This window comes from Amycolatopsis rubida, assembly GCF_900115345.1.
Lineage (GTDB): Bacteria > Actinomycetota > Actinomycetes > Mycobacteriales > Pseudonocardiaceae > Amycolatopsis > Amycolatopsis rubida.
Map to the genome: position 1 here is coordinate 579,390 of NZ_FOWC01000002.1, position 24,187 is coordinate 603,576.

A 24,187-nucleotide genomic window follows, 5' to 3' on the forward strand; every position below is an offset into this window, starting at 1 on the left:
GCTTTACCGACCCAAGTTCCTTGCGCGGCACGAACCAGCCTGCTATCGCCTGGTGAATTGGTCACCGCACCCGTGCGCTGAATGTACATTGTGGACAGACGATTTTGGCAAGGTCGAACAATAGCAATCGTCCCCCCGTTTCCAGCTTCCTCCTTTCAGGTGACGAAACAGCGGTCAACTCATCCCTGAGCGTTGCCCCCGGGGCTGTCCCGCAGCAGCCAGCCGCCCGTGAGACCGCTCACTGCCGCGAGCACGCCGCACAGCAGCAACACCAGCAACACCCCGTGCGTCGCCCCGGCGCTCCCCTCGCCGCGGGTCGCGTAGACCGCGCCGGACACCGCGATCCCGAGCGCCAGCCCGAGCTGCCGGGAGCTGTTCGCGGCCGCGCCCGCGGTGCCGCCGTACTCCGCGGGGACCGAGGCGATCGCCACCGCGGGGAAGACCGGGGACACGATGCCCGCACCGATTCCGGTCAGGACCAACGCCGGCAGCAGGGCGATCCAGGTCGGGCTGAGCAGCACCGCGACCCCGGTCAGGCAGCCGAAGCCGAGCAACATCGTCGCGCCGCCCAGCACCCGGCCCGGCGACTTGGCGTGCAACCGTCCGCTGATCAGCGCCGACACCGCGACGAACACCACCACCTGCAGCGCCAGCACCGCCGACGTCGCCGCCGAACTCAGGCCGGTCACGTTCTGCAACCACAGCGAAATCACCGGCAGCGCGCCGAATCCGGCGAAGTAGTAGCTGAACGCGACGAGCACTACGCCGAGGAACCGGCGCGTCGCGAACAGGCCGGTCGGCACCATGGGCGCGGCGCTGCGCCGCTCCACTACCACGAACGCTCCGATGGCAACCGCCGTGACCAGGTACCCGATCACCGCACCGGCCGACGACCATCCGCGATCGCCGCCGGTGATGACGGAATAGGTGAGGCCCGTCGCGGCGAGCGAGAACGTGCCGATGCCCGGGTAGTCGACGCTGCGGCCGCGCACTCGCGGCCCCTCCTTCAACGACGTCGCCGCCATGATGATCGCGACCGCGCAGAGGGGCAGGGAGACAAAGAAAATCCAGCGCCAGCCGAGCAACTGCGCGAGCACGCCGCCGGAGAAGGTGCCCACCGCGCTGGCCACTCCGGCGACCGTTCCCCAGACCGCGAACGCCCGGGCCCGGTGCCGGCCCTCGTAGGTCAACCCGACCAGCGGCAGGATCGTCGCGAACATCGCCGCGCCCGCGACGCCCTGCACGACCCGCGCGGCGATCAGCTCGCCGGGCGTTCCGGCCAGCCCGCAGGCCAGCGTCGCGAAGGAGAACAGAACCAGTCCGGCGAGGTAGACGCGCTTGCGGCCGAGCAGGTCGCTCAGCGAGCCGAAGCCCAGCAGCAATCCGGCCAGCGCTACCGTGAAGACGTCCACGATCCACTGCAGCTGGCCGTACCCCGCGCCGAGCTCGGCCCCGATCGCGGGCAGCGCGACGGTGACGATGCTGGTGTAGATCAGCAGCAGGAACGTGCCGACGCACGCGGCGATCAACGGAACCCAGGACGGCGCGGCCACCGCGGGTTCGGCGCGACTCGTCAAGTGAGGCATGCCTAAGATCGTGGTGTAATAGGCTTATGACACATAACTCTTACTACCGGAGTTTCCTCAAGTTTGTGACCGGCCTCACCAACGATCGCCCGGCAGACCTCGCTGACCTGGTCGGACGCTGGGACGAGCCGGAGATGGGCCCGGTCCCGCCCGCCGCCGACGAGGATTTTCCGCAGGTGTGCGCCTTCCTGGACCGGTGGGTCGAGGTCATCGACACGACCGGCGAAGCGGACCGGGTCCGGTTGCTGAACGCCCTGCTGGCCGAGGCCGCCGCCTACCCGCGAATCACCGAGCACGACGGGTACAGCTGGCATCTGCACTACCAGGACGACGGGATGCGCCTGCCCGCGGTGTTGCGCGCGGTGACATCCGTGGCCGCGGCGCAGTACCTGACCTCGACCAGCCTGCACCGCCTCGGCCGCTGCGCCGCGACGGAATGCCGCCGCGCGTTCGTCGACTTCACCCGCAGCGGGACGCAGCGGTACTGCACCCACGCCTGCGTCAACCGCGACGCGGTCCGGCGGCACCGGGCGCGCCGGAAGGAAACCCTTTCGCCGTAAGGGTTTCTCTTCGCCAGCGCTGGTCCGGCCGCCGCCGGGGCGCCCAGCGGCCGGGCACGCAGCCACGGCAACCGGGCGCCGTCGGGACGGTTCGGCGCCCGCGGCGCTGCCGCGGCCACGCCCGTGTCGCCCGCGCCGCAGTCCGGCGGCAGCGGTTTCCGGGTTCACAGCGCCAGGTCGTGGTCGGCGAGCCAGGAGTCCAGCTGCACCATGAACTCCAGCCCGGACCGGGACGGCCAGCCGTTCGCGGACCCGAGCCGGGCCGTCGCGGTGCCGTCGATCAGCGCGTGCACGGGTGTACCGGGAGAACTCGCGAGCCGGGCGAACTCGGCGCGCAGTGCCGCGTCGTATCCCGGGTCGTGCGTGATCGGGTACGCGCTCTTCTTCCGGTTCGCCACCGGTTCGGGGAGCAGGTGGCCTGCCGCCGCCCGCAGCAGGCTCTTTTCCTTGCCGTCGAAGAACTTCATCCGCCACGGCACGTTGAACAGGTAGTCGACCAGCCGGTGGTCGCAGAACGGCACCCGCACCTCCAGGCCCACCGCCATGCTCATCCGGTCCTTCCGGTCCAGCAGCATCGGCACGAACCGGGTCACCGCGAGGTAGCCGACCTCGCGGATCCGCCGCGCCGCGGCGTCCTCGCCGGGTAGCACCGGCACCTCCGCCAGCGCCTCGGCGTACCGCTGGGCGCGGTAGCCCTCGACGTCCAGGTCCGCGAGCAGCCCGGGATCCAGCAGCCCGGACAGCGCCGGGAGCAGGTCGTACCCGGCGGCCACCCACGGGAAAGTGTCCGCGTCGCGCAGCTCCGGCACGTGGAACCACGGGTAGCCGCCGAACAGTTCGTCCGCGGCTTCCCCGGACAGCGCCACCGTCGACCGTTCACGGACCGCGCGAAACAGCAGGTACAAGGAGGCGAACGCGTCGCCGAGCAGCGCCGCGGGCACGTCGTGCGCCCGCGGGACCACGGCCCGGGTCGAGGAAGCGGCGAGTTCGCCGAGCCCGAGCACCAGGTTCGTGTGCTCGGCCGCGACATGCCGCGCCATTTCCGCGGCGAACGGCGCGTCCGGCGATTCGTGCACCAGGCTGGCGGCGAAATCCCGTTCGTTGCCCGCGAAATCGACCGAAAACGACCGGACCGGGCCGGCGCCTTGAGCGGCGAGCGAGCGCGCCGCCAGCGCCGTCACCACACTGGAGTCGAGGCCGCCGGAAAGCAGGGTGCACAGCGGGACGTCGGCGACCAGCTGGCGTTCCACGATGTCCTCAAGCAACGCGCGGACCGTCCGCACCGTGGTGTGCAGATCGTCGGGATGCTCGCGTGCCTCCAACGCCCAGTACCGCTGGATTCGCTTGCCCTCGCGGTCGAAGACCAGCAGGTGTCCCGGCCGCAGTTCCCGCAGGCCGCGGAAGATCGCGTGCTCCGGGGTTTTGACCCCGGCCAGCAACTCGCGCAGCCCGTCCCGGTCCACCACCGGCGCCACGTCGGGATGCGCGAGGATCGCCTTGGCCTCCGAACCGAACAGCAGCCCGCGGCCGGCCGGGCAGTAGTAGAGCGGTTTGATCCCGAGCCGGTCGCGCACGAGCAGCAGTCGCTCGCTGCGGGCGTCCCAGATCGCGAACGCGAACATCCCGTTCAGCCGCCGTGCCATCGCCGTGCCCCACTGCAAGTAGGCGTGCAGCACCACTTCGGTGTCGCTGGCGGTCCGGAACCGGTGGCCGAGCGCGCTGAGTTCCGCGCGTAGTTCGCGGTAGTTGTACACCTCGCCGCTGTAGGTGATCGCCAGCACCGTGCGGCCGAGGTGCTCCAGCGTCATCGGCTGGCCGCCGCCCGCCGGGTCGATCACCGAAAGCCTGCGGTGGCCGAAGGCCACGTGCTCGTCGAACCAGCAGCCGTGCGCGTCCGGACCCCGGCAGGCCATCGCCTCGGTCATGTCCTGGAGCACCTGTGGTTCCCGGCTGGGAAACCGTTCGAAATCCGCCCACCCCGCGATGCCGCACATCGGATCTTCGCCTCCTCTACGCCCGGGTTCACCAGGTCACCGGGAATTCGTGGATGCCGTAGATCTCGGCATCGGTTTTGAACCGCAGCCGCCGCGCGGGCACCGCGGCGCGCAGGCCGGGCAACCGGGTGGCCAGCGCGGTATAGACGATTTCCAGCTCCGTCCTCGCCAGCTGCTGGCCGAGGCACTGGTGCGGACCGTGCCCGAACGCCAGGTGGTCGCGAGCGCCGCGCCGGGGACCGGGGAACACCGCCGGATCGTGATCGGCCGCGTTGCACAGCAGCACGACCACCTCCCCCGCGGCGATCCGTTCGCCGTCGAGGTGCACGTCCTCGGTGGCCACCCGGGTCGGGATGAACTCCGCGATCGTGAAGCGGCGCAGCAGCTCCTCCACGAGCAGCGGGGCGCGTGCCGGGTCCGCGCGCAGCGCCGCCGCCAGCAGCGGCCGCTCGGCCAGGTTCAGCGCGCCGAGCGAAATCATGTTCGCCGTCGTCTCGTGTCCGGCGACGAGCAGCAGGAAAGCCATCCGTACCAAGGCCGTCCGCCGGTATTCGCCGTCCTCGCGGCCCTTCCGGATCTGCCGGCCGAGCAGATCCTCGGGCGGGGCCGCTTCCTTTTCGGCGATCAGCGTCTCCAGCGCGGCCAGCAGTTCGTCGATCGCCCGCAGCCGCTGCGGCGCGGTGGCGGTGCGCAGCAGCATCGTGGTGGAGCGGGTCTGGAAGAAGTCGTGGTCGGAGTAGGGCACCCCGAGCTGTTCGCAGATCACCCGGGAGGGCACCGGCAACGCGAGCGCGCGGACCAGATCCGCGGGTTTCGGACCGGCCAGCAGGGCGTCGAGGCATTCGTGCACGATGCGGTCGATCCGCGGCCGCAACTGCCGGACCCGGCGGACGGTGAACTCGCCGGCCACCGCGGACCTGGCGGCGCGGTGCTCGGCGCCGTCCATGGAGATCATCGTGCGGCGGAAGGCGCCCGGCTGGCCGTCCACGGCAAAGGGGAAACCCTGCCGTTGCCGGTCGGCGCTGAACCGGTCGTCGGCGAGCACGGCGCGGATGCCGCGGTGACCGGCCACCGCCCACACCGGCATCCCGGACGGCAGCCGCATCCGCACCGGGCGGGCCGCGTCCCGCACTCGCACGTGCTGCGCGTTGGGCCGGTAGGGGCAGGCTCGGGCAAGCTCCAGTTCGGGCGCCGCGGTCAGTTCGTCTTCCGGAACGAGCACGGGATTCTCCTTTCGCTCATGCGGTTTCGGGCTCGCCGTTCCCTTCCCCCGGGCGCGCGAGCACGAACAAGGCGACCGCCGCCACGAGCGCGAAACCCAGCACCGCGACGGCGGTGGACAGCGCGGTGGTCGTTCCGGCCGCTCCGGGCAGCGGGGCCGCCGCCGCGCCGATCAGGAACTGCGCGCCGCCGATCAGGCCGGAGGCCGCGCCGGGGGCGTCACCGCCGATCGCGAGGATGATCGTCGTCGAAGCGGGCAGCACGATGCCGAATCCGAAGGTCGCGCCGAACAGGCAGATCCAGGTCGTGGGCACCGTGCTCACGCCGGCGAGAAGCAGCAGCACGAGCGTCCCCGTCGCGAGCGCCATCACGAGCACACCGATCGTGAGCAGGGTGTTCAGCCGCACGCGCCCGGCGAGCCGGGCGAACAGCGCGCCGGCCAGGACGGTGCCGACCGCGTTCGTCGCGAAAACGAGGCTGTAGACGGCGGGCGACAAGCCGTAGCCGTCCTGGAAGACGAACGGCGAGCCGCTGATGTAAGCGAACAACGCGCCGATCCCGCAGCCGGCCACGAGGAGATGCCCGACCAGCGCGCGGCGGCGGAGCAGCCGGCCCATCGCGGCGGCTGCCCGCCGGGAGCCGCCGGGCAGCCGCCGGTGCGCGGGCAGCGATTCCGGCACCCAGGAGCCGACCCCGGCCAGCAGCAGCATCCCGGTCACGGCGAGCACCGCGAACACCAGCCGCCAGGAACCCAGCCCGACGACCACCCCGCCGAGCACCGGGGCCAGCACCGGCGCGGTCGACCCGATCACGCTCAGCGCGGTCAGCCTGCGGGCCGCGCCCGCGCCGGTGAACAGATCGCTGATCACCGCCCGTCCGAGCACGATCCCCGCGCCGCCGGCCACCCCCTGGCACAGCCGGGCGAGGTCGAACACCGCGAGGTTCGGGGCAAGCGCGCACACCACGGAAAAGACCGCGAACAGCGCGGCCCCGGCGAGCAGCAGCCGGCGGCGGCCGAGCGTGTCGCTGACCGGGCCGAGCACGAGCTGCCCGGCCGCGAACCCGACGAGACACGAGGTGAGCGAGAACTGCACCGCCGCGGTGGTGGTCCCGAACGAGGAGACGATCTGCGGGAATCCCGGCGCGTACATGTCGACCGCGAACGGCGACACCGCGGAAAGACCGCCGAGGACGAGGACAAGCCGTCCGGTTCCGGTACGCGGGGTCGCGGTGTCGATGCCGCCGTTCATGAGCCTCCACTCCGTCCGAGCCACAACGCGGCCGGCGAGCGACCGCTGCCGTTATCGTCGGCGGCTCGGCCCGGTTGTGGTGTGGAGCGCGCTGCTCGGTGCTGTGGAGATCGTTGCGGCGTCAGGTTCGGGCATGCCGGAACCGGGCGGGCGAACTCCCGCGGTCCCGGCGGAAGGCGTACCCGAAATTGCTCGCCGAGGCGTACCCGATCTCGGACGCGATCCGCGCGATCGGCCAGTCCGTCTCGACCAGCAGGACCGCCGCCCGGTCGAGGCAGCGGCGCCGGTGGTGCTCCATCACCGGAATCCCGTACAGGGACCGGAAGCCGGTGGTGAGCCGACGCACCGACATCGCGGACGCCCTGGCCAGCTGGGCCAGCGTCGGCGGGTCGTGGCGATGCTGCCACAGCAGGTCGGGCACGCGGCGCAAAGCGGTCTCCTCGTGGTCGGCCAGCTCGGGTTCGCCGGTTTCGGCTGGCGTGGCCACCAGACCGTCGGCCAGTGCGGCGAGCGCGGCCATCAACCGCGATTCCAGGAACAGCAGGCGGCCGGCGGAACCTCGGCGATGCGCGAAGATCTCCCGCAGCGGATCAGCGGCGGGCAGCAACGCCGTCGAGCGGCCCAGATACCGCTCGCGGGCGAGGTGTTCCGGCCCGATCGCGGGCAGCGAATACGCGCCGAGGTCCTGGAGATAGGACTCCAGCCCGGTCCACGTCCCGGTCACCGAGACCGCGCGATAACGCTCTCCCGGCTCGTATTCGACCACTCCTTCGAGGGCGCTGCGGGAACTCAGCGACACCGCGCTGGCGCGCATCTCGCCGGTGCCGGTGCCGGACTCGCGGATGCGCATCCGCCCGCCGAGGCAGTGCTCCAGCTCGAAATGATCGCCCGGGAACCGGTATTCGACCCGGTGGGTCCCGGAGAACTCGACGTCGTAGCGGACGAGCGACAGCCCGCGGCGCAGCGCCGTGACCTCGATCGCGCCGTCGCCGAACTCCGGCCGCAGCCGGTGCCGGACCGTCCCGTCGGGACCCGGTTCGGCGCACGCGATCGACGACAGGTAGGCGGCATGGCTGTCCTCGGCCGAGCCGGTCGGACCGCAGATCTGGTGAGACTGGATCACGACAAGCAAGGGTAGCCTTACTCGCCGGCCCGTGTCGCTTTCCCGTTCACCGGCGCCGCTGCGGACGCCGCCGGGCCCGGGCCTCCCAGCAGGGCCGATGCCAATGCCTGCGGTCGGCGACCCCGCCGGTCTCGTCCGCGGGCCACACGACCAGATGCGGGACGCCCGGACGGATCTCGTGATCGCAACCGGGACAGCGATAGGTCTTGGCGGCCTGCGAACCGGGAACGGTGCGCACCAGCCAGTCGCCGTCGGGAGCGGATTCGCTGCGGGCCCAGCCGCTGACCGCACCGGCATCCGGCCGTTCGACGGCACCGGAACGGCCTCGGCCGGGTCGATTGCGTCTGGGCACGCAGCCACGGTAACCGGACGTCGGCGGGATGGTTCAGCCCCACACCGAACCGCTGCCCGCCGACGCTGCCGAGCGCTGTGCAAGGTAGGTCAGGGTTCCCCTCACGTACCTCGGCGAGAGCGAAGGCTCCGCATGGATCAGGCCCGGGCGATCGCAAGCGGGACGAGTTGCTCCGCGGACGTCAGCGAGCCGTGCTGGCCTACCAGGTTCGACTCCACTGCCTCGGCGAGTTCGCGAACCATGCCGAAGGTTCCCGTCGCCGCGGCGATCACGTCGCCGATTCGCGGGCGCACCCGGTCGCTCACCGCGGCGCCGAACCAGCCCGCCGCGATCGCTTCCTCGCGCGGCAGCACCCACGCCCGGGGACCCAGGACCTCGCGCCACGCGGCCACCACGTCCGCAGTCGCACCGGGCTCCGTATAGACATGCCGCGCGCGAACCTCCCCGCCGAACGCGCGGACGCCCCCCAGCAGCTCCGGAGTGTCCTCCAGGTTCAGTTTTTCCTCGACGGTCACCATTCCGTGGTCGGCCACCACCGCCAGGACGGCACCGGCGGGCAATCCGTCCACAATGGACTCCACCAGCCGGTCGACCTGGCGGAGCTGCATCCGCCACGCGGTCGAGCCGGGGCCGTAAAGGTGGCCCAGCAGGTCCAGTTCACTGTGGTAGGCATAGCAAAACGCGCGCGAAGAGAGTATGTCCAAGGTTCGCGCGGCCAGGTCGCCCAGCGCGTGCACGCCGGCGTATCGGGCACCGCTTTGCGTCGCTTGGGTCAAGGCAGTGTTGGCGAACTGCGCCGAAGACACCACCGCGGCCTCGATGCCCGCGGCGGCGGCGCGTTCGAAGGTCGTCGGGAGAGGTTGGACATCGCGGGGCGGCAGGGCTCCGCGGAGGTCGCTTCCGTCCTCGTGGGAGCGCCAGCGCAGCGCGTTCAGGACGCCGGTTCCTGGGATCTCGAAGGTGTAGCCGACCATGCCGTGCTCGCCCGACGCCAGACCAGTGCCGATCGCGGCGACGCCGGCGGCGGTGGTCGACGGGAAGCCGACTCGCAGGGGGCTGCCGGCGAGTTCGGTGAGAACGGGAGCGTCCGCCGCGTGCTGGGCCAGCAGTTCCCAGCCGAGGCCGTCGATGAGGAGCACGCACGCGCTGCGGGCTTCGGGCACTGCCAGGCCGCCGTCCTCGCCGGGCACGCCCAGCGCGCCGAGCAGGGCGGGAACGACCTGGCCGAGGTGCGGAACATCCGCGTACTGGGGCACATCCACCCGGACAGCTTCCCACCAACGCGGCCCGCCAGCGATAATCAAGCCATGCCCACTTACGCCTACCGCTGCCGCGACTGCACCGAGACGTTCGAACTCCAGCGCCCGATGGCCGAGTCCAGCGCGCCCGCCCCCTGCCCGGAGGGGCATGCGGACACGGTCAAGCTGCTCACGACGGTCGCGCTCACCGGTTCGGCCGCCGCGCCCGCACCGGCTGGCGGAGGGTGCTGCGGCGGCGGTTGCTGCGGCTGATCGACGCGTCGCGGCTGACGAAGGGCTGGCCCCGGTCAGTTGCCGAAGCTGGCCAGCAGAACGTCCCGCCCGGCGTGCTCGCCGGTTCGGCGGGCTGCCAGGCGAGGGCTGTGCCCAGCCGGGCCGCCCGGTATCCACCGCCGACCCGGGCGGTGGATACCGCGTGCGCACCCGATCAGCAGGACTTCAGCGCCTGATCCAGATCAAGCCACAAGTCCTCGACATCCTCCAGCCCGGCCGAAAGCCGCAGCAAACCGTGGGTGATGCCCGAACCGGTGCGATCGTCCTCGGCGACGATGCGGTGCGTCAGCGAAGCCGGGTGCTGGATCAGCGTGTCGACGCTGCCCAGGCTCACCGCGGGCGTGATCAGCCGGACCGCGCCGATCACCGCGTGCGGGTCGCCGGTCACCTCGAAGGCCACCAGCGGGCCGCCCAGTTTGGGGTAGTGCACGGTGCGTACCGAAGGGTGCGAAGCGAGGCGCTCGGCCAAGACCGCCGCGGTTTCCGAAGCAGCCTTCACGCGCAGCGGGAGTGTCGAGAGGCCGCGCAGCAGCAGGTATCCGGCGAGCGGGTGCAGCACTCCGCCGGTAGCGAAGCGCAGGGAGCGCAGGCGCGCGGCTTCTTCGGCGTCGCAGGCCACGATGCCGCCCATGACGTCGCCGTGGCCGCCCAGGAACTTGGTCGCGCTGTGCAGCACCATCCGGGCGCCCAGCCGGCCGGGGCGTTGCAGGACTGGCGTCGCGAAGGTGTTGTCGACCAGGACCGGGACGTCGCCGCAGGCCGCGGTCAGGGTGGCGATGTCCAGTTCGCTCAAGGTCGGGTTCGCGGGGGTCTCCACGAAAACCAGGCCGGTGTCCGGGCGCAGGGCGTCGGCGGCATCCTCGGGCGCGGTCCAGGTGACCTCGGTGCCCAGAAGGCCGGTGGTCAGCAGGTGGTCCGTGCAGCCATACAGCGGCCGGACACCGACGATGTGCCGTTTTCCTCGCGATACCGCGGAAAGCAGGCACGCGGAGACCGCCGCCATGCCGCTGGCGAAAGCCACCGCGTGGTCGAAGCCTTCGAGTTCCGCCAGCGCCTGTTCGAACCGTTCGACGGTCGGGTTGCCGATCCGGCCGTAGATGCCGGTGACGTTCCCGCCCGCGGCGAACTCGTCGATCCGGCGGGCCTCCTCGGCGCTGTCGCGCGCGGGGTAGGTCGTGGAGAAGTCGAGCGGGGCGGCGTGCAGGCCGAGGTCGGCGAGATCGTCGCGACCGGCGTGGACGGCTCGGGTGCGCAAGGCGGAAGTCATAGCAGCCACGTTCGGACACACAACGGCGGTAAAGCAACAATCTCGGATAAGATTCAACGATGAGCGACACCGTCGAACTGAGCCCGGTTGATCTTGAGATTCTGCGGGTGTTGCAGAATGATGCCCGGACGTCGAACAAGGAACTCGCGGCCGCGGTCGGGCTCGCGCCGTCGACCTGCCTGGACCGGGTGGCACGGCTCCGGGAGACCGGCGTGATCACCGGCCAGCACGCCAAGGTCGACCCGGCGAAGGTGGGGCGTCCGCTGGAGGCGTTCCTGTTCGTGCAGGTCCGGCCGCATCGACGGCCGCTGGTCGAGCAGTTCGCGGAACATCTTCTCGCGCTGCCGGAGATCCGCGCGGTCTACCACCTGACCGGGCCGGACGACTTCCTCGCACACGTCGCCACTACCTCGGCCGCCGAGTTGCAGCGGCTGGTGCTGGACGAACTCACCTCCCGCGACGAGGTCGCCCGCGTGCACACGAACCTCGTGTTCCAGCAATGGCAGGGCGGCCCGCTGCTGCCGCCGGACGGCGAACCCGCCCCAGGCGCGCGCATCCGGCGGCGCGACCGGTGAGCAGCGCGAGATAGCCCCGTGGAGATCAGCGACCTGACCGAATCCGACCGCGCCGACTGGGAAATCCTCGCTCGCGGCAAAGACGCCTACTTCGACGTCGAACGCACCGGCGACAGCTACGACCGGACCTGGCGCCGCCTGCTCGACGACGACCGGATCCGCGGGATCGCCGCGCGGCTGGACGGCACAATGGCCGGCATCGCGCACTACCTGTTCCACGCCAGCATCTGGTACTCCGGAAGGTGCTATCTCGCTGATCTGTTCGTCAACGAGAACGTCCGGCGAAAAGGTGTCGCGACCGCGCTGATCGAGTGGGTTGCCCGCGACGCCGCCGAACAAGGCTTTCCGTCGCTTTACTGGAACACCCTCGAAGACGCCCCGGCTCGCGCGCTTTACGACCGCGTGGGCAAATACCACGACGGCTTTATGCTCTACACGTACAAGCGTCAGTAGTCCTTGAAGCCCTTGCCGGTCTTGCGACCCAATCGTCCTGCCGTCACCAGGTGTTCCAACAACGGCGCCGGGGCGAAGCCTTCTTCGCGGAACTCGTTGAACAGTGTCCGCTCGATCGCCAGCGACACGTCCAGCCCGACCACGTCCAGCAATTCGAACGGCCCCATCGGCAGACCGCAGCCGACCTTCATCGCGGTGTCGATGTCGTCCGCCGACGCGTAATGCGCTTCCAGCATTTTCACCGCGTCGTTGAGATACGGGAACAACAACGCGTTCACGATGAACCCGGCCCGGTCGCCGCACTGCACCGGGTGTTTGCCGACCGCCGCGCACACTGCCGTCGCGGTGGCGGTGACGTCGGGAGCGGTCGCGATCGTCGACACCACTTCGACCAGTTTCATCACCGGTGCGGGATTGAAGAAGTGCAGCCCGATCACGTCGCCGGGCCGCGAAGTCGCCGCCGCGCATTCGATGACCGGCAGCGAGGACGTCGTGGTGGCGAGAACCGCGCCCGGCTTGGCGACCTCGTCCAAAGCCGAAAACACCGCCTGCTTAACGGAAAGCTCTTCGGCCACCGCTTCGACCACCAGGTCGACGCCGGCCAGTGCCTCGAATTCCGTCACCGGCCGGATCCGCCCGAGCGCGGCCGCAGCGTCCTCTTCGGACAGTTTGCCCTTCACCACTGCCTTGTCGAGCGACTTCTTCACCTTCGCCACCGACGCTTCGGCCTTCTCCGTGCTGCGAGCCCTCAGCACGACGGCAAAACCGCGTTTGGCGAAGACTTCCGCGATGCCGGTCGCCATTGTCCCAGTGCCGATCACACCGACGGAACGCACTTCGCGAGCCACCGAAGAGTCCGCTTCGGCCGAAACGGCCGAATCCACCACCACCGGGGAATCCGGCGCGTCGTAGGCGTAGAAACCGTGTCCGCTCTTGCGTCCGAGCTGCCCCGCGGTGATCATCTGCTTCAGCAGTGGCGCGGGCGCGTGCAGCCGGTTCCGGGATTGGTGGTACATCGTGTCGAGGATTTCGTACGCGGTGTCCAGCCCGATCAGGTCGAGCAGCGCGAGCGGACCCATCGGGTAACCGCAGCCGAAACGCATTGCGGCGTCAAGATCTTCCCGGGTGGCATAGCGCTGCTCGTACATCCGCACCGCGTGGTTGAGATAGCCGAACAGCAGCGCGTTCGCGATGAACCCGGCCCGGTCGCCGATCACCACCGGCGATTTTCCCAGCCGCTGCGCGAATTCCACGACATCGGACACCACGTCCGGCTCGGTGACCACCGTGCGCACGACCTCGACCAGCTTCAGCACCGGAGCCGGGTTGAAAAAGTGCATCCCGACGACCTTGCCCGGCCGCGCGGTGTGCACGCCGATCTCGGTGATCGACAGCGAGGAGGTATTGGACGCGAACACCACGTCCGGCCGGGTCACCTGGTCCAACTGGGTGAAAACCTCGGCCTTCGCCGCGAGGTTCTCCGGGATCGCCTCGATCACCAAGTCCACTTCGGACAGTTCAGCCAGCGAGGTCGTGGCGCGGATCCGGCCGAGCAGCGCCGCGCGGCCCGCCTCGTCGAGTTTCCCGCCCGCGAGCGCCCGTTCGGTCGAATGCCGCAGGTGGCCGAGGCCGCGTTCGACCCCGGCCTCGTCGAGTTCCACCGCGACCACGCCGAGTCCGCTGCGGGCGAGCACCTCGGCGATGCCCGCGCCCATCGTGCCAAGACCGACCACGCCGACCGTCGAGATTTCCCGTGCCACAGGGCCTCCAGAGGTTACCCGCTGGTAATTGCCGCTCACTGTGCCACGCGCGACCCTCGAAAGCACATCGGAATCGAGTCAGTCCCGGCGAAGTCACCCGGTCGGAAACCGGCGTCACTCCCCGAAGTTCGACTCCACCAGCTCGGCCGCTTTCGCGACCGCCTCCGCCGCCTGTGGCCCGCGAGCCCGCACCACGATCCGGTCGCCTTGGCGCGCGCCGAGCGACATCAGCGCCAGCACGCTGTGCGCGTCCGCCTCCTGTTCGCCCAGCCGGATCGATACCTCGGCCTCGAAGTCCGCCAGGCTGCGCACCACGACCGCGGCCGGGCGCGCGTGCAGGCCGACGTCATTGGTCAGCGTGAATTCCTTCTCCACCACACCTTCCTCGCCGGTGGCCGAAGGCTCCGCGGCGGTCAGGTCGGGTGCGACACCGGCGCTCGCCGCGGCCTCGCCCACCGCCTTGGTGTTCGCGCCGCCCTGCGCCGCGGCGGCCGCGGCCACCGCGCCTTCCACCAGCGGCGCGTCGACGACCACCGCGGCGGACGGGTCGGCCAGTGACTCCACCGCCAGCTCAGCGGTCATCTGCGCGCTGCCGAGGTCGTACAGCAGCACCACGCCGTCGCCGGAATCCGCCCGCTGGGCGGCCGCGACGACCTCGTCGTAGTCAGTGCCGATGCCGCCGCCGTCGGGCAGTCCGCCCGCCGGGACGATCCGGACGTCCGGGGCCATCTGGGCGGCCAGGTCGGCCAGGCCTTCGGCCAGTTTCGCGCTGTGCGACACAAGAACGATTCCGACGGTCACCGGGCCGCCTCCGCGAACGCACGCAGCAGCAGCGCCGTCGAACGGGCGCCCGGGTCCATGTGCCCGACCGCGCGTTCCCCGAGGTAGGAGGCACGGCCCTTGCGCGGGATCAAGTCCACAGTGGACTCCGCACCGCGGTCGGCCCCGTCCGCCGCGGCGGTGAGCACGTCCGCGATCGTGCCGTCCGCAACGCCTTCGGCCGCGGAGACGGCCGGGATCAGCGCGTCGACCATCGTCGCGTCGCCGCCTGCCGCCTTGCCGCGCGCCCGCACCCCTTCCAGCGCTGCCCGCAGTGCGTCCAGCAACAGCGGCACGTCGATCTCCGCCGCGTCGCCGAGCTTCGCCGACGCACGCAGGAAAGCCGTGCCGTAAAGCGGTCCGGCCGCGCCGCCGACCTTGGAAATCAGCGTGGTGGCAGCGAGTTTCACGACGCCGGCCGGGGTTTCCGGCACCGCGGTCTCTAGCGCGGACACGATGGCGGTGAAGCCCCGGCTGAGGTTCTCGCCATGGTCGGCGTCGCCGATCGCGCGGTCCAGGTCCACCAGTTCGGTGCGGTGCTCGGCGATCACTTCGGCGGCGGCGCGCAACGCGGCCGCGACCCCTTCGGCAGTGCAGGCCATCAGATCCCCCACCGCAGCGCGGGCGTGCGCACCGGCGCGTCCCACAGCCGCGTAAGCTCGTCGTCCAATTTCAGCAGGGTCAGGCTGATGCCCTGCATTTCCAGGCTCGTGATGTACGGGCCGACCAGCCTGCGCTCGACCAGGATCCCGCGCTCGGCCAGCAGCCGCTCGGCGATGCCGTGCGCGAGGTACAACTCCAGCTGCGGGGTGGCGCCCATCGAGTTGGTGAACAGCAGCACCTTGTCGCCGGATTCGAACGGCAGGTCGGACACCACCGCCTCGACCATCCGGGCGACCAGCGCGTCGGCCGGTTCGGCCGGGATCCGCTCGCGGCCGGGCTCGCCGTGGATGCCGATGCCGAACTCGATTTCGTCCGGCCCGAGGTCGAAACTCGGCTCGCCGGCGTGCGGCACGGTCGGCGCGGACAGCGCCACCCCGATCGAGCGGACCTGCCCGATCACCTTGCGCGCCAGCGCTTCCACCGCGTCCAGCGAATCGCCGCGCTCGGCCGCGGCACCGGCGATCTTCTCCAGCAGCACGGTGCCGCCGACGCCGCGCCGCCCGGCGGTGAACGTGGAGTCCTTGACCGCCACGTCGTCGTCGATCACCACGCTGCGCACGTCGAGGTCCTCGGCCGCGGCCAGTTCGGCGGCGGTTTCGAAGTTCAGCACGTCGCCGGTGTAGTTCTTCACGATCAGCAGCGCCCCGGCCGGTCCGGTGGTCGCCGCGAGCGCGCTCTGCACCGCGTCCGGGGTCGGCGAGGTGAACACCGGCCCGGGCACCGCGGCGTCGAGCATCCCGGGGCCGACGAATCCGCCGTGCAGCGGTTCGTGCCCGGACCCGCCGCCGGACACCACCGCGACCTTGCCCGATACCGGCGCGTCCGCGCGCACGACCAGCGCCGGATCGTCGCGCACACGCAGCAGGTCCGCGTGCGCGACCGCGAGCCCTCTCAGCGATTCGGCGACGACGGCCGCCGGATCGTTGATGATCTTCTTCATGGCGGACCTCCGGCACCTCGGCGTCGTGGACGACCCCAACCTAGTGCGCCGGGCTCGTGAGTGCCCATCCCGGTTCTCACCGTGATCAGCACTCACGAGGCCGGCGGCAGCTTCCCGGCCAGCTGCTTGGCCAGCCCGACGGTCTTGCCGCACGGGTCGTCCTTGTCCGCCTGCGCGTCGGAGTTCGTGTACTCCAGCTGGACCACCTCGACGTGGTCTTCCTTCCACTGCCGGTGCTGCCATTTGACCTGGCAGCTCGACCCGGAGGTGCCTTGCTTCGCGTACGCCTGGCTCGGCGTGCCGACGTCGGCCTTCAGCCAGCCGTCGCCTTCGGACGGCGCGATGCCGGGGAACATCGTCACCCGGACGCTCGGGATGAGGCCCCATTCGCACGAGTGCAGTCCGGACGGTCGCGGCTTCCCGCCCTTCACGACCCCGTCCACCGCGGCCGGGTCGAGCACCGTGCACGGGTCGACGGCGAGCAGCGTGCCCGGGCCGGGCGTGTACTTCTGCGGGTTGTTGTGCAGTTTCTCGACGGCTGTAGCCACGAGTTTGCGACCGGCCGCGCAGGCGTCGCCACCGGTGTAGTCGACCCGGAAGGAGACGCCGAAGGCCGGGTTCCGCGCGGTGAGCGCGCTGACCACGCACCCGGAGCCGCCACCGAGGTCGGGCACCTCGACCTGCGGCAGCCCGCCGACCGCACCGGTGGTCTTGTCGGAAGCGAACGTCACGATGCCGCCGACCTCGACGCTCGCCCGGATTTCCTTGCCGCCCGGGTCGTTCGCCTTCGCGACGCAGGAGTCGAACTGCGTGCTCGACGCGGTCGCCTCGCCCTGCATCGTGCCGAGCGGGCTCATCGCGGTCTTGTCCACGAACTGGCAGGGCAGCAGGTCGCGCAGCACGGCGGGGGCGACCGCGGGATCGGTGATCGGGCCGGACGTCGCGGCACCGTCCCCGGCGGCGGGGACGGTCGTGCGCGCGAAGTTCTCCTTGCCCAGATTCGGGCCGCCGCACGCGGACAGCGCGGAGATCGCGACCGCGCCCGCGGCCACCAGGGCGGACACCTTCAGGAACCGGCCGAACCGGGGATCGTGCACCACGTCCGGCAACCTAGCGGGCGAGGCCGCCGGACGTGGTGCCAACCCGGTTATTCGGCGGGTGACTCTTCTGTCGTTTCGGTCGACGGGGGCACGACCAGCGGCCGCAGCACCGCCCACAGCACGAACAACGCGGTCACCACCAGCAGGCCGATGCCCGACCAGAGGTTGATGTTCACGTCGGCGGCCTTCTTCAGATCGTCGTCGCTGGTGAACCCGGCGCCCATGATCGTGAGGATCACGCCGTAGACGCCGAGCAGCAGCGCGATGATCAGCCGGATGTCGAAGGCGCCCGCCTTGTGCGGCCGCGAGGTTTTCTCGGTCATGCGGGCCTCCTCAGAAGATGATGTTGAGGGCGATGGTGATGACGAGGACGATGCCGGCCAGCAGACCCGGCTTGCGGTACCAGCCGGCGTTCTCGCCGGTGTTGTCGTGCTTGAGCGCGTCGCGCGGCGTGAGCGAGTAGACCAGGCCGACCAGCTGCGCGTCCGGCTTCGGCTGGGTGGCCAGCGAAACCCCGACGCTCACCACGATGTCGACGACGAACGCGGTGCCCGCCGCCACGAAGCTGGTGCCCTGCCCGGCGAGCGAGAGGACGTCCGCCTGCGACAGCGCCCAGATCGTGATCGCCGACGCGGTGCCCGCCACCAGGCCGATCCACCCGGCGGCCGCGGTCATCCGCTTCCAGAACATGCCGAGGATGAACGTGGCGAACAGCGGCGCGTTGAAGAACGAGAACAGGTCCTGCAGGTAGGTCAGGATGTTCGAGGACTGGGACGCGACGAACGCGGTGCCGATGGCCAGCACGGTCGCGACGACCGTGGTCTTGCGGCCGAGGTTCAGGTAGTAGCCGTCCGGCTTGTCCTTCTTCACGTACGTCTGCCAGATGTCGTAGGTGAAGACGGTGTTGAACGAGCTGAGGTTCGCCGCCATGCCCGCCATGAACGACGCCAGCAGACCGGCGATCGCGATGCCGAGGATGCCGTTGGGCAGCAGGTCGCGCATCAGCAGCAGGAGCGCGTTGTTCGCGGTGACCCCGCTCGGCGCGGCCTTGTCCTGCAGCAGAAGTCCCTTGTCCTGCAAGTACTCCGGCACCACGACGCCGGCGATCATGCCGGGGATGATCACGATGAAGGGCACCAGCATCTTCGGGAACGCGCCGATGATCGGCGTCCGCCGCGCGGCCGACATGCTCTTCGACGCCATCGCGCGCTGGACCTCGACGAAGTTCGTCGTCCAGTAGCCGAAGGACAGCACGAAGCCGAGACCGAACACGATGCCGAGCACGGAGAGGAAGTTGTTGCCGAAGCCGGTGAGGTTGTCCCCGGGCCAGGAGTGCAGCTGCGCGGTGCCGCCGGGGCTGTCGGTGATCTTCTGCACCAGGCCCTGCCAGCCGCCGACCTTGACCAGGCCGACGATGGTGAGCGGCAGCAGCGCCACGACGATCACGAAGAACTGCAGCACCTCGTTGTAGATCGCGGCCGAAAGCCCGCCCAGCGCGGTGTAGCCGAGCACGATGGCGGCGGCGATGACGATCGACACCCACAGCGGCCAGCCCAGCAGCAGGTTCACGACGCTGGCCAGCAGGAACAGGTTCGCACCCGCGATGAGGATCTGCGCCGCGGCGAAGCTGATGCCGTTGACGAGATGCGCGGTCGGCCCGAACCGGCGGCGCATGAACTCCGGCACGCTGCGGACCTTGGAGCCGTAGTAGAACGGCATCATCACCAGGCCGAGGAACAGCATCGCCGGGATGGCGCCGATCCAGAAGTAATGGACGGTCGGCAGGCCGTAGAGGACGCCGTTGGCGGACATGCCCATGACCTCGACCGCGCCGAGGTTCGCGGAAATGAACGCCAGACCGGTGACCCACGCCGGCAGCGACCGGCCCGACAGCAGGAAGTCGAGACTGCTCGACACCTGCCTTCGCGCGAGATAGCCGATGCCGAGCACCAGGACGAAATAGAACGCCAACTCGATGTAGTCGATCGGACTCGCGTCGAGCCGCAAGTTCGCGTCGGCGAGGAACGGCACCCTGCCACCTCCGAATCAAACATTCTCACACAGAAAACACCATCGTTCCTGTCAGACCGGCACAGTACTGCATGGATTCCGAAGCGGCACCCCGACACCGCGGTTTTTCACCAACCTGCCGCTGACCTGTGCATTCCGCGTGCCCGGAAGCACCCGTGTTGAGTCCTGTCGCTTCGCCGGCCAACCCCTCGCCAACCGGCCAGATTCACCCGTTCCGGGGCGGTGCTCGGCGTCGGGCCCCTCAGATCCCGGCACCTTCGGCGATCCTGGAGAAGTCCCTCCGCCGCGATGACCGGTCCCGCGCTGCCCGTGCCCGGACCTCCGGGCCGCTCTGGCAAGCGCTGCTGAACGGCGTGTTCGACGTGTTCGCCCAGCGGCAGATCGACAAGCGCGCCGACGGCGAGGAGCTGCTTTCGATTCTGTACTCGCTGGAGTACCTGTCGTACGCCTTCGCCGCCGGAGTTGAGGGGCCCCGCCGGCCGTGGCCATGGTTTCCCGGCTCATCAGGGAACGTGATGACCTGGCCGCGCGGATCGCGACCTTGCAGAGCGAAAAAGCCCAACTCGACGCGCTGGTGCGCACACCGAAGCATGAGGTCGCCGCGCTCGTGGTCGACCACCACAATCAGCGCGAAGAGATCGAGCGTTTGCGCGGCCGCGTCCGCAAATCAGAGGGCAGCCGACGGCGACCCGTCCCGTTTGGAGACGGAGATCAATCGTCCAGCCCAGCGCGGGCGAGCAGACGACGCGAGAGGTTCGTCTTACACCAGTGCGTGCGTCCGGGAGGCCAGTTGGCGCAGGCCCGGCAGGCTGGCTTGCTGGGGGTGGTGGAGCAGGTCGCTAACAAGGCGGCGGACGGTGGCACGGGTGCGGACTTCGCCGGGCGCGGTGCGTTCGGCGGTGAGCAAGGTCTGATACGCCCGGCCGGGTTTGTTCCATTGGGCGAAGCACAGGGCGACGTCGACGAGGAACCGGGCGCGGCGTTCGGTGTCGGGGAACTGCCCGAGTTGCGCGGCTTGGGCGTGATACAGGCCGGCACCGGCGTTGCCGAGCACGTAGTCGGCGGACACCTGGTGGCTGACCACGTTCGCGGTCAGCGCCTGCTGCTGCGCGGGATGGTCACCGAGCCGGCCGGCGGTGGCGTCGGCGTCGGCGAGAAGGTCGGTGGCGCGGTCGTGGTCGCCGGCGCGGGCGGCGGCATACCCGGCCGAGCACATCAGCACTCCATGCAAGGCCAGGTGCCGCGGATCGGGGGCTTTCCCGCCGACGTCGAGCTGGTCGGCCGCGGTCATGGTGAGGGTTTGGGCGCGATCGTGATGTCCGGCCCGACGGCACGCGGAGCCGAGTAGACGCTGCGCCTCCGCGAGAGCGAGGGGATCGTCGGCACCGGCGGCGGCGCGCAGCGCCCGGTCGGCGGAGACCCATTCCAGGCCGCTGGCCTCCAGCTTGATCAGCGCGCGCGTGACGAGGTTGTATGCCTGCGCCACCAGGCCCGCTGCGGCGGGATCACCGGTCTGCTGGTGCGTGGTTTCGGCGGTGGTGATCAGTTCCGGCAGCCGCGCGGCCAGGTCGACATAACGGCAGGCGCGGAAGTCGGTCCGCGCGGTGGTCAGCACCGTCTGGAGCGTGCTGATCGGCGCGGGGCGTGCTGATCCGGCAGTGGTGCCCAGCAGGATGCCGTCGAGACGCTGGGCAAGGAACGCCGCCGGATCGACTTCCATGCCGTCGGCGGCGAGCGCGTTCGGGGAGGCGACCGCGGTTCCGGCCAGGCCCGCGGCGAGCAGGAACGCGCGTCGTCGCACCGGATCATCCCCTTCCTGGCTCAGGTCGATGCTCACCTTAGAAGCCAGTGCGGTCGAGGCGGGGGAGGCAGGCCGTCCACGATCGGCCCCGGTGAGGCCGAACGCTTCGGCGGGCAGGTCGAGGATGCTGGCGAAGCGGCGCAGCACCGCGACGTCTCGCAGCCCTCGGCGGCTGTTCTCGAACCGGGAGACCGTCGAGGCCGAGCAACCGAACCGCTCTCCGAGCTGGCCTTGCGACCAGCCCCGTTCCTCGCGGGCCAGGCGCAGCACGGTGGCGTGCTCGCCTCGGCGGGCGGCGTCCCACAGGGCGGGTGGCCACCAGTCCGGCACAGCGCACCCCCGAACTTCGCGCACGTGTTGTCCTACCTACCGTAGTCGCTCCACCACGCACGCATGAAGATTTGCGTGATTGGCACACCCTGTGCACACCTGGCACAGCGGGCTTCTCACCTGGTCGGCGCGTTCCTAGCGTCGAAGGCATCCGGTTCGGCGGCAGCAGGCCCCGACCTCCCGCCGGATCGGCCGGCCGGAACGCCGCATCGCGGCCTCCCCGAACACGGTGGTCCTGCCGGCCGGGACCACGCCGCACCAACGCCGGCCACCATCCGGCGGGAAGGAGCCCGAAGATCATGACCACCACCCTCGAAGCCGCCGAGCCGGAGCCGGGCGCGAATCCGTTGTCCTCGGCGAGCCTGCGCTACCTGGTGCACCAGCCCGCGGTCGCCGACGAGCCCGGACCGGACACGACCCGCCCGTTCGGGTTGCATGGCGCGACGCCGGTCGAGACGCCGGTGCGGCGGGAGTTTCGCTACTGCCCCGAGCAGCAGGTCGCCGTCGACGAGCGCGGCCGTCCGCTGATCGAAACGATGGGCAAGGACTGGAAGACCAAGTCCTCCACCGACGGCGACGAGGGCCCGGAGGAGAACTGGGGCTGGGAAGAATCATGACCAACCCGCCGGGAACCGTGGTGATCTTCGCCCAGGAGGCCGACGCCCCGGTCGACGCCGTCGTTCGCGAGCTCGATCAGCGCGGAGTGGAGGTGTTCCGGGCGGACACCGCCTGGTTCCCTCGGCACCTGTCGCTGGAGGCCCGCCTCGACGGCGACGGCCGCTGGCGCGGGGTGTTGTTCACCGAGCACCGTGCCGTCGACCTGGAGGACATCGCCTCGATCTGGTATCGCGACCCGTCGGCCTTCGCGTTCCCGGCGACGCTGACCGAGGTCGAGCGCGCCTACGCCCACCGCGAGGCACGGCTCGGCTTCGGCGGCGTCCTCGCCGCGCTGCCAGCGCTCTGGGTCAACCACCCCAACCGGGCCGCGGACGCGATGTTCAAACCCCTCCAACTCGCCACCGCCGCCGCTTGCGGGCTGCGCATCGCCCCGACCCTGGTCACCAACTCGCCCGCGGCCGCTTCCCGGTTCGCCCGCGAACACGGCGCCGCCACCACGATCTGCAAGTCGTTCGGCCCGAACACCATCACCGAAGGTGGCCAGCTCAAGATCGCCTACACCCGCCGTCTCGACGAAACCGACCTCGACGAGCTGGACGGGGTGGCCTCGACCGCGACCCAGCTGCAACGCTGGGTGGACAAGACCCGCGAAGCACGGGTGATCGTGATCGGCGAGCGCATGGTCACCATCGCGATCACCGCGGACTCACCGGCGGCCCACGTGGACTGGCGGGCCGATTTCGCCGCGCTGCGCTACCAACTCGTCGACACACCCCCGGAGGTTGAGAAGGGGCTGCGCCGCTACCTGAATACCCTGGGTTTGGCCTACGCCGCAGTGGATTTCGCGATCGCGAAGGACCGATTCTGGTTCCTCGAAAGTAACTCGTCCGGCCAGTACGGCTGGCTGGAAGCCCAGACCGGGGCACCGATCACCACGGCACTGGCCGACCTGCTCACCCACCCAAGGGGACGCCCGTGATCACGACCAACACCCCGGCTGACGCCGAGTGGGAGCCGCACGCGCAACGGCTCGCCGACGAGTTGGCCGCGGCGGGCAAGTTCACCGACCCGCGCCTGGCCGAGGCGGTCCGGGCGGTTCCCCGGCACGCGTTCGTGCCCACCTACCACCAGCAGACCCCGGACGGCAGCTGGGCACAGCGCACCAGCGTCGACGACCTCGCCGCCGTCTACTCCAACACGGTGCTGATCACCTCGCTCGCTCGGACCGCGACCGGCGGCACGACGGTGCTGTCGTCGTCGACCCAGCCAGGGTTGATGACCCGCATGATCGAAGCCCTGAACCTCGCCGACGGGGCGCGGGTGCTGGAAGTCGGCACCGGCACCGGCTACAACGCCGCCTTGTTGGCGCACCGGCTCGGCGATGAGCAGGTCTGCTCAGTCGACGTCGAAGCAGACCTCGTCGAGTTGGCCCGCCAGCGGCTGGCCGAACTCGGCTACCACCCGACCCTCGGCGTCGGCGACGGCGCGGCCGGACTGCCGGAGCACGCGCCGTTCGACGCGATCATCGCCACCTGCGCCGTCCCCGCGATCCCGTGGGCCTGGATCGAGCAGGTCCGGCCCGGCGGAGTGATCCTGACCGACCTCAAACCCGCGCCCGGCGCCGGCAGCCTCGTCCGCCTCACCCGCACCGCCGAAGACCGCGCGGAAGGCCGGTTCGACCCGACCTACGCGGCTTTCATGGACCTGCGCCACACAGCGGGCGACAACCCCGCCGGATTCCAGGTTGAGCGCGACCACGGCCAGGCCGAGCACCGCACCACCAGCTTGGACCCGAACACCCCGTGGACGTCGCTGCTGGTCTGGTTCCTCGCCTCGTTCGACCTCGGCCCCGGGATCTCCTACGGTTACACCCTTCCCGAGAGCGGCGCGGTTCCCGTGCGCAGCGACACCGCGCCGACTGCGTGCTGGATGGCCACCCCGGACGGCTCCTGGGCCGAAATCGCCCTGGCTTCTGACAACGGACAGCATGAGGTCGCCGAAGGCGGGCTCCGCCGCCTCTGGCAGCTCGTCGAGAACGCCCACGACACATGGACTGAGCTCGGTCAGCCCGGCTGGAACCGTTTCGGGCTCACCGTCACCCGCGAGATGCACACCGTGTGGTTCGACCACCCCGACGGCAAGCGTGCCTGGCATATCGCCAGCCACTGACCATATCCAAGGGATACGCCCCCACCACGGCGATCTCGTCGCG

Annotated in this window: 23 protein-coding genes; 7 read left to right on the forward strand and 16 right to left on the reverse strand. The window is 70.3% G+C overall.

The window, feature by feature from the left end:
• Positions 1 to 179: 179 nt before the first annotated feature.
• On the reverse strand, positions 180 to 1,586 hold the full coding sequence (locus BM362_RS11655) for an MFS transporter (RefSeq protein WP_067593748.1): 1,407 nt from the start codon (positions 1,584 to 1,586) through the stop codon (positions 180 to 182).
• Positions 1,587 to 1,612: 26 nt separating this feature from the next.
• On the opposite strand from BM362_RS11655, the gene BM362_RS11660 reads away from it, so the two are divergent.
• On the forward strand, positions 1,613 to 2,146 hold the full coding sequence (locus BM362_RS11660; RefSeq protein WP_067593751.1) for a CGNR zinc finger domain-containing protein: 534 nt from the start codon (positions 1,613 to 1,615) through the stop codon (positions 2,144 to 2,146).
• A gap of 164 nt (positions 2,147 to 2,310) precedes the next feature.
• On the opposite strand, the gene asnB is transcribed toward BM362_RS11660, so the two are convergent.
• The 6 genes from asnB to BM362_RS11690 all read right to left on the reverse strand — a co-directional run bounded on the left by asnB (position 2,311) and on the right by BM362_RS11690 (position 9,348).
• Positions 2,311 to 4,140 carry an asparagine synthase (glutamine-hydrolyzing) gene (gene asnB / locus BM362_RS11665; protein WP_067593754.1) on the reverse strand — a complete coding sequence of 610 codons (1,830 nt, stop codon included), beginning with the start codon at positions 4,138 to 4,140 and terminating at the stop codon, positions 2,311 to 2,313.
• Between the two features lie 28 nt (positions 4,141 to 4,168).
• Entirely contained in the window at positions 4,169 to 5,362 is a 1,194-nt protein-coding gene (locus tag BM362_RS11670; protein ID WP_244287121.1) for a cytochrome P450, read from the reverse strand.
• Between the two features lie 16 nt (positions 5,363 to 5,378).
• Positions 5,379 to 6,611, reverse strand: a complete 1,233-nt coding sequence (locus BM362_RS11675; protein WP_067593757.1) for a Bcr/CflA family efflux MFS transporter — start codon at positions 6,609 to 6,611, stop codon at positions 5,379 to 5,381.
• Between the two features lie 121 nt (positions 6,612 to 6,732).
• Positions 6,733 to 7,734: a helix-turn-helix transcriptional regulator gene (locus BM362_RS11680; RefSeq protein ID WP_093573421.1), complete on the reverse strand. Its 1,002-nt coding sequence runs from the start codon at positions 7,732 to 7,734 to the stop codon at positions 6,733 to 6,735.
• Positions 7,735 to 7,780: 46 nt separating this feature from the next.
• A complete protein-coding gene (locus BM362_RS11685) occupies positions 7,781 to 8,086 on the reverse strand; it encodes a hypothetical protein (RefSeq protein WP_093573122.1) in 306 nt (101 codons plus the stop codon).
• 137 nt (positions 8,087 to 8,223) lie between these two features.
• Positions 8,224 to 9,348 carry an alkaline phosphatase family protein gene (locus BM362_RS11690; protein WP_093573123.1) on the reverse strand — a complete coding sequence of 375 codons (1,125 nt, stop codon included), beginning with the start codon at positions 9,346 to 9,348 and terminating at the stop codon, positions 8,224 to 8,226.
• A gap of 45 nt (positions 9,349 to 9,393) precedes the next feature.
• Between BM362_RS11690 and BM362_RS11695 the strand changes: the two genes are divergently transcribed.
• Entirely contained in the window at positions 9,394 to 9,597 is a 204-nt protein-coding gene (locus BM362_RS11695) for an FmdB family zinc ribbon protein (protein ID WP_067593762.1), read from the forward strand.
• A gap of 175 nt (positions 9,598 to 9,772) precedes the next feature.
• Here the strand turns inward: BM362_RS11695 and BM362_RS11700 are convergent, their stop codons facing one another.
• A complete protein-coding gene (locus BM362_RS11700; RefSeq protein ID WP_093573124.1) occupies positions 9,773 to 10,885 on the reverse strand; it encodes a trans-sulfuration enzyme family protein in 1,113 nt (370 codons plus the stop codon).
• A 59-nt stretch (positions 10,886 to 10,944) separates the two neighbouring features.
• Here BM362_RS11700 and BM362_RS11705 point away from each other — a divergent pair, with 59 nt between their 5' ends.
• Both BM362_RS11705 and BM362_RS11710 read left to right on the forward strand, forming a co-directional pair.
• Positions 10,945 to 11,460 carry an Lrp/AsnC family transcriptional regulator gene (locus BM362_RS11705; RefSeq protein WP_067593768.1) on the forward strand — a complete coding sequence of 172 codons (516 nt, stop codon included), beginning with the start codon at positions 10,945 to 10,947 and terminating at the stop codon, positions 11,458 to 11,460.
• Between the two features lie 18 nt (positions 11,461 to 11,478).
• Positions 11,479 to 11,913: a GNAT family N-acetyltransferase gene (locus BM362_RS11710; protein ID WP_093573125.1), complete on the forward strand. Its 435-nt coding sequence runs from the start codon at positions 11,479 to 11,481 to the stop codon at positions 11,911 to 11,913.
• On the opposite strand, the gene BM362_RS11715 is transcribed toward BM362_RS11710, so the two are convergent.
• The 8 genes from BM362_RS11715 to BM362_RS11755 all read right to left on the reverse strand — a co-directional run bounded on the left by BM362_RS11715 (position 11,907) and on the right by BM362_RS11755 (position 21,381).
• Complete coding sequence (locus tag BM362_RS11715; RefSeq protein WP_093573126.1) at positions 11,907 to 13,673, reverse strand: 3-hydroxyacyl-CoA dehydrogenase family protein; 1,767 nt, start codon at positions 13,671 to 13,673, stop codon at positions 11,907 to 11,909. The two genes, BM362_RS11710 and BM362_RS11715, sit on opposite strands and share 7 nt — an antisense overlap.
• 114 nt (positions 13,674 to 13,787) lie before the next feature.
• The gene (dhaM, locus tag BM362_RS11720) at positions 13,788 to 14,474 is read right to left on the reverse strand and encodes a dihydroxyacetone kinase phosphoryl donor subunit DhaM (RefSeq protein WP_093573127.1); all 687 of its coding nucleotides are present in this window, start codon (positions 14,472 to 14,474) and stop codon (positions 13,788 to 13,790) included.
• Positions 14,471 to 15,094: a dihydroxyacetone kinase subunit DhaL gene (gene dhaL / locus BM362_RS11725; protein WP_067593965.1), complete on the reverse strand. Its 624-nt coding sequence runs from the start codon at positions 15,092 to 15,094 to the stop codon at positions 14,471 to 14,473. Before dhaL ends, dhaM begins: the two co-directional genes overlap by 4 nt.
• Positions 15,094 to 16,095 (reverse strand): dihydroxyacetone kinase subunit DhaK, encoded by a 1,002-nt coding sequence (dhaK, locus tag BM362_RS11730; RefSeq protein WP_067593780.1) that lies wholly within the window; start codon positions 16,093 to 16,095, stop codon positions 15,094 to 15,096. The genes dhaL and dhaK overlap by 1 nt, the downstream gene beginning before the upstream one ends.
• Before the next feature lie 92 nt (positions 16,096 to 16,187).
• On the reverse strand, positions 16,188 to 17,195 hold the full coding sequence (locus BM362_RS11735; protein ID WP_143132411.1) for a DUF3558 domain-containing protein: 1,008 nt from the start codon (positions 17,193 to 17,195) through the stop codon (positions 16,188 to 16,190).
• A 47-nt stretch (positions 17,196 to 17,242) separates the two neighbouring features.
• On the reverse strand, positions 17,243 to 17,518 hold the full coding sequence (locus BM362_RS11740; RefSeq protein WP_067593786.1) for a hypothetical protein: 276 nt from the start codon (positions 17,516 to 17,518) through the stop codon (positions 17,243 to 17,245).
• 10 nt (positions 17,519 to 17,528) lie between these two features.
• Positions 17,529 to 19,226 carry a sodium:solute symporter family protein gene (locus tag BM362_RS11745; RefSeq protein ID WP_067593789.1) on the reverse strand — a complete coding sequence of 566 codons (1,698 nt, stop codon included), beginning with the start codon at positions 19,224 to 19,226 and terminating at the stop codon, positions 17,529 to 17,531.
• Between the two features lie 760 nt (positions 19,227 to 19,986).
• Positions 19,987 to 21,381, reverse strand: coding sequence for a helix-turn-helix domain-containing protein (locus BM362_RS11755; protein ID WP_244287122.1), 1,395 nt, complete (start codon positions 21,379 to 21,381; stop codon positions 19,987 to 19,989).
• Positions 21,382 to 21,656: 275 nt separating this feature from the next.
• On the opposite strand from BM362_RS11755, the gene tgmA reads away from it, so the two are divergent.
• The 3 genes from tgmA to BM362_RS11770 are packed head-to-tail and all read left to right on the forward strand — an operon-like array spanning position 21,657 to position 24,144.
• Complete coding sequence (tgmA, locus tag BM362_RS11760; protein WP_067593792.1) at positions 21,657 to 21,974, forward strand: putative ATP-grasp-modified RiPP; 318 nt, start codon at positions 21,657 to 21,659, stop codon at positions 21,972 to 21,974.
• Positions 21,971 to 22,954: an ATP-grasp ribosomal peptide maturase gene (gene tgmB / locus BM362_RS11765; RefSeq protein WP_093573130.1), complete on the forward strand. Its 984-nt coding sequence runs from the start codon at positions 21,971 to 21,973 to the stop codon at positions 22,952 to 22,954. Before tgmA ends, tgmB begins: the two co-directional genes overlap by 4 nt.
• A complete protein-coding gene (locus BM362_RS11770; RefSeq protein WP_093573131.1) occupies positions 22,951 to 24,144 on the forward strand; it encodes a methyltransferase domain-containing protein in 1,194 nt (397 codons plus the stop codon). Before tgmB ends, BM362_RS11770 begins: the two co-directional genes overlap by 4 nt.
• Positions 24,145 to 24,187 lie beyond the last annotated feature (43 nt).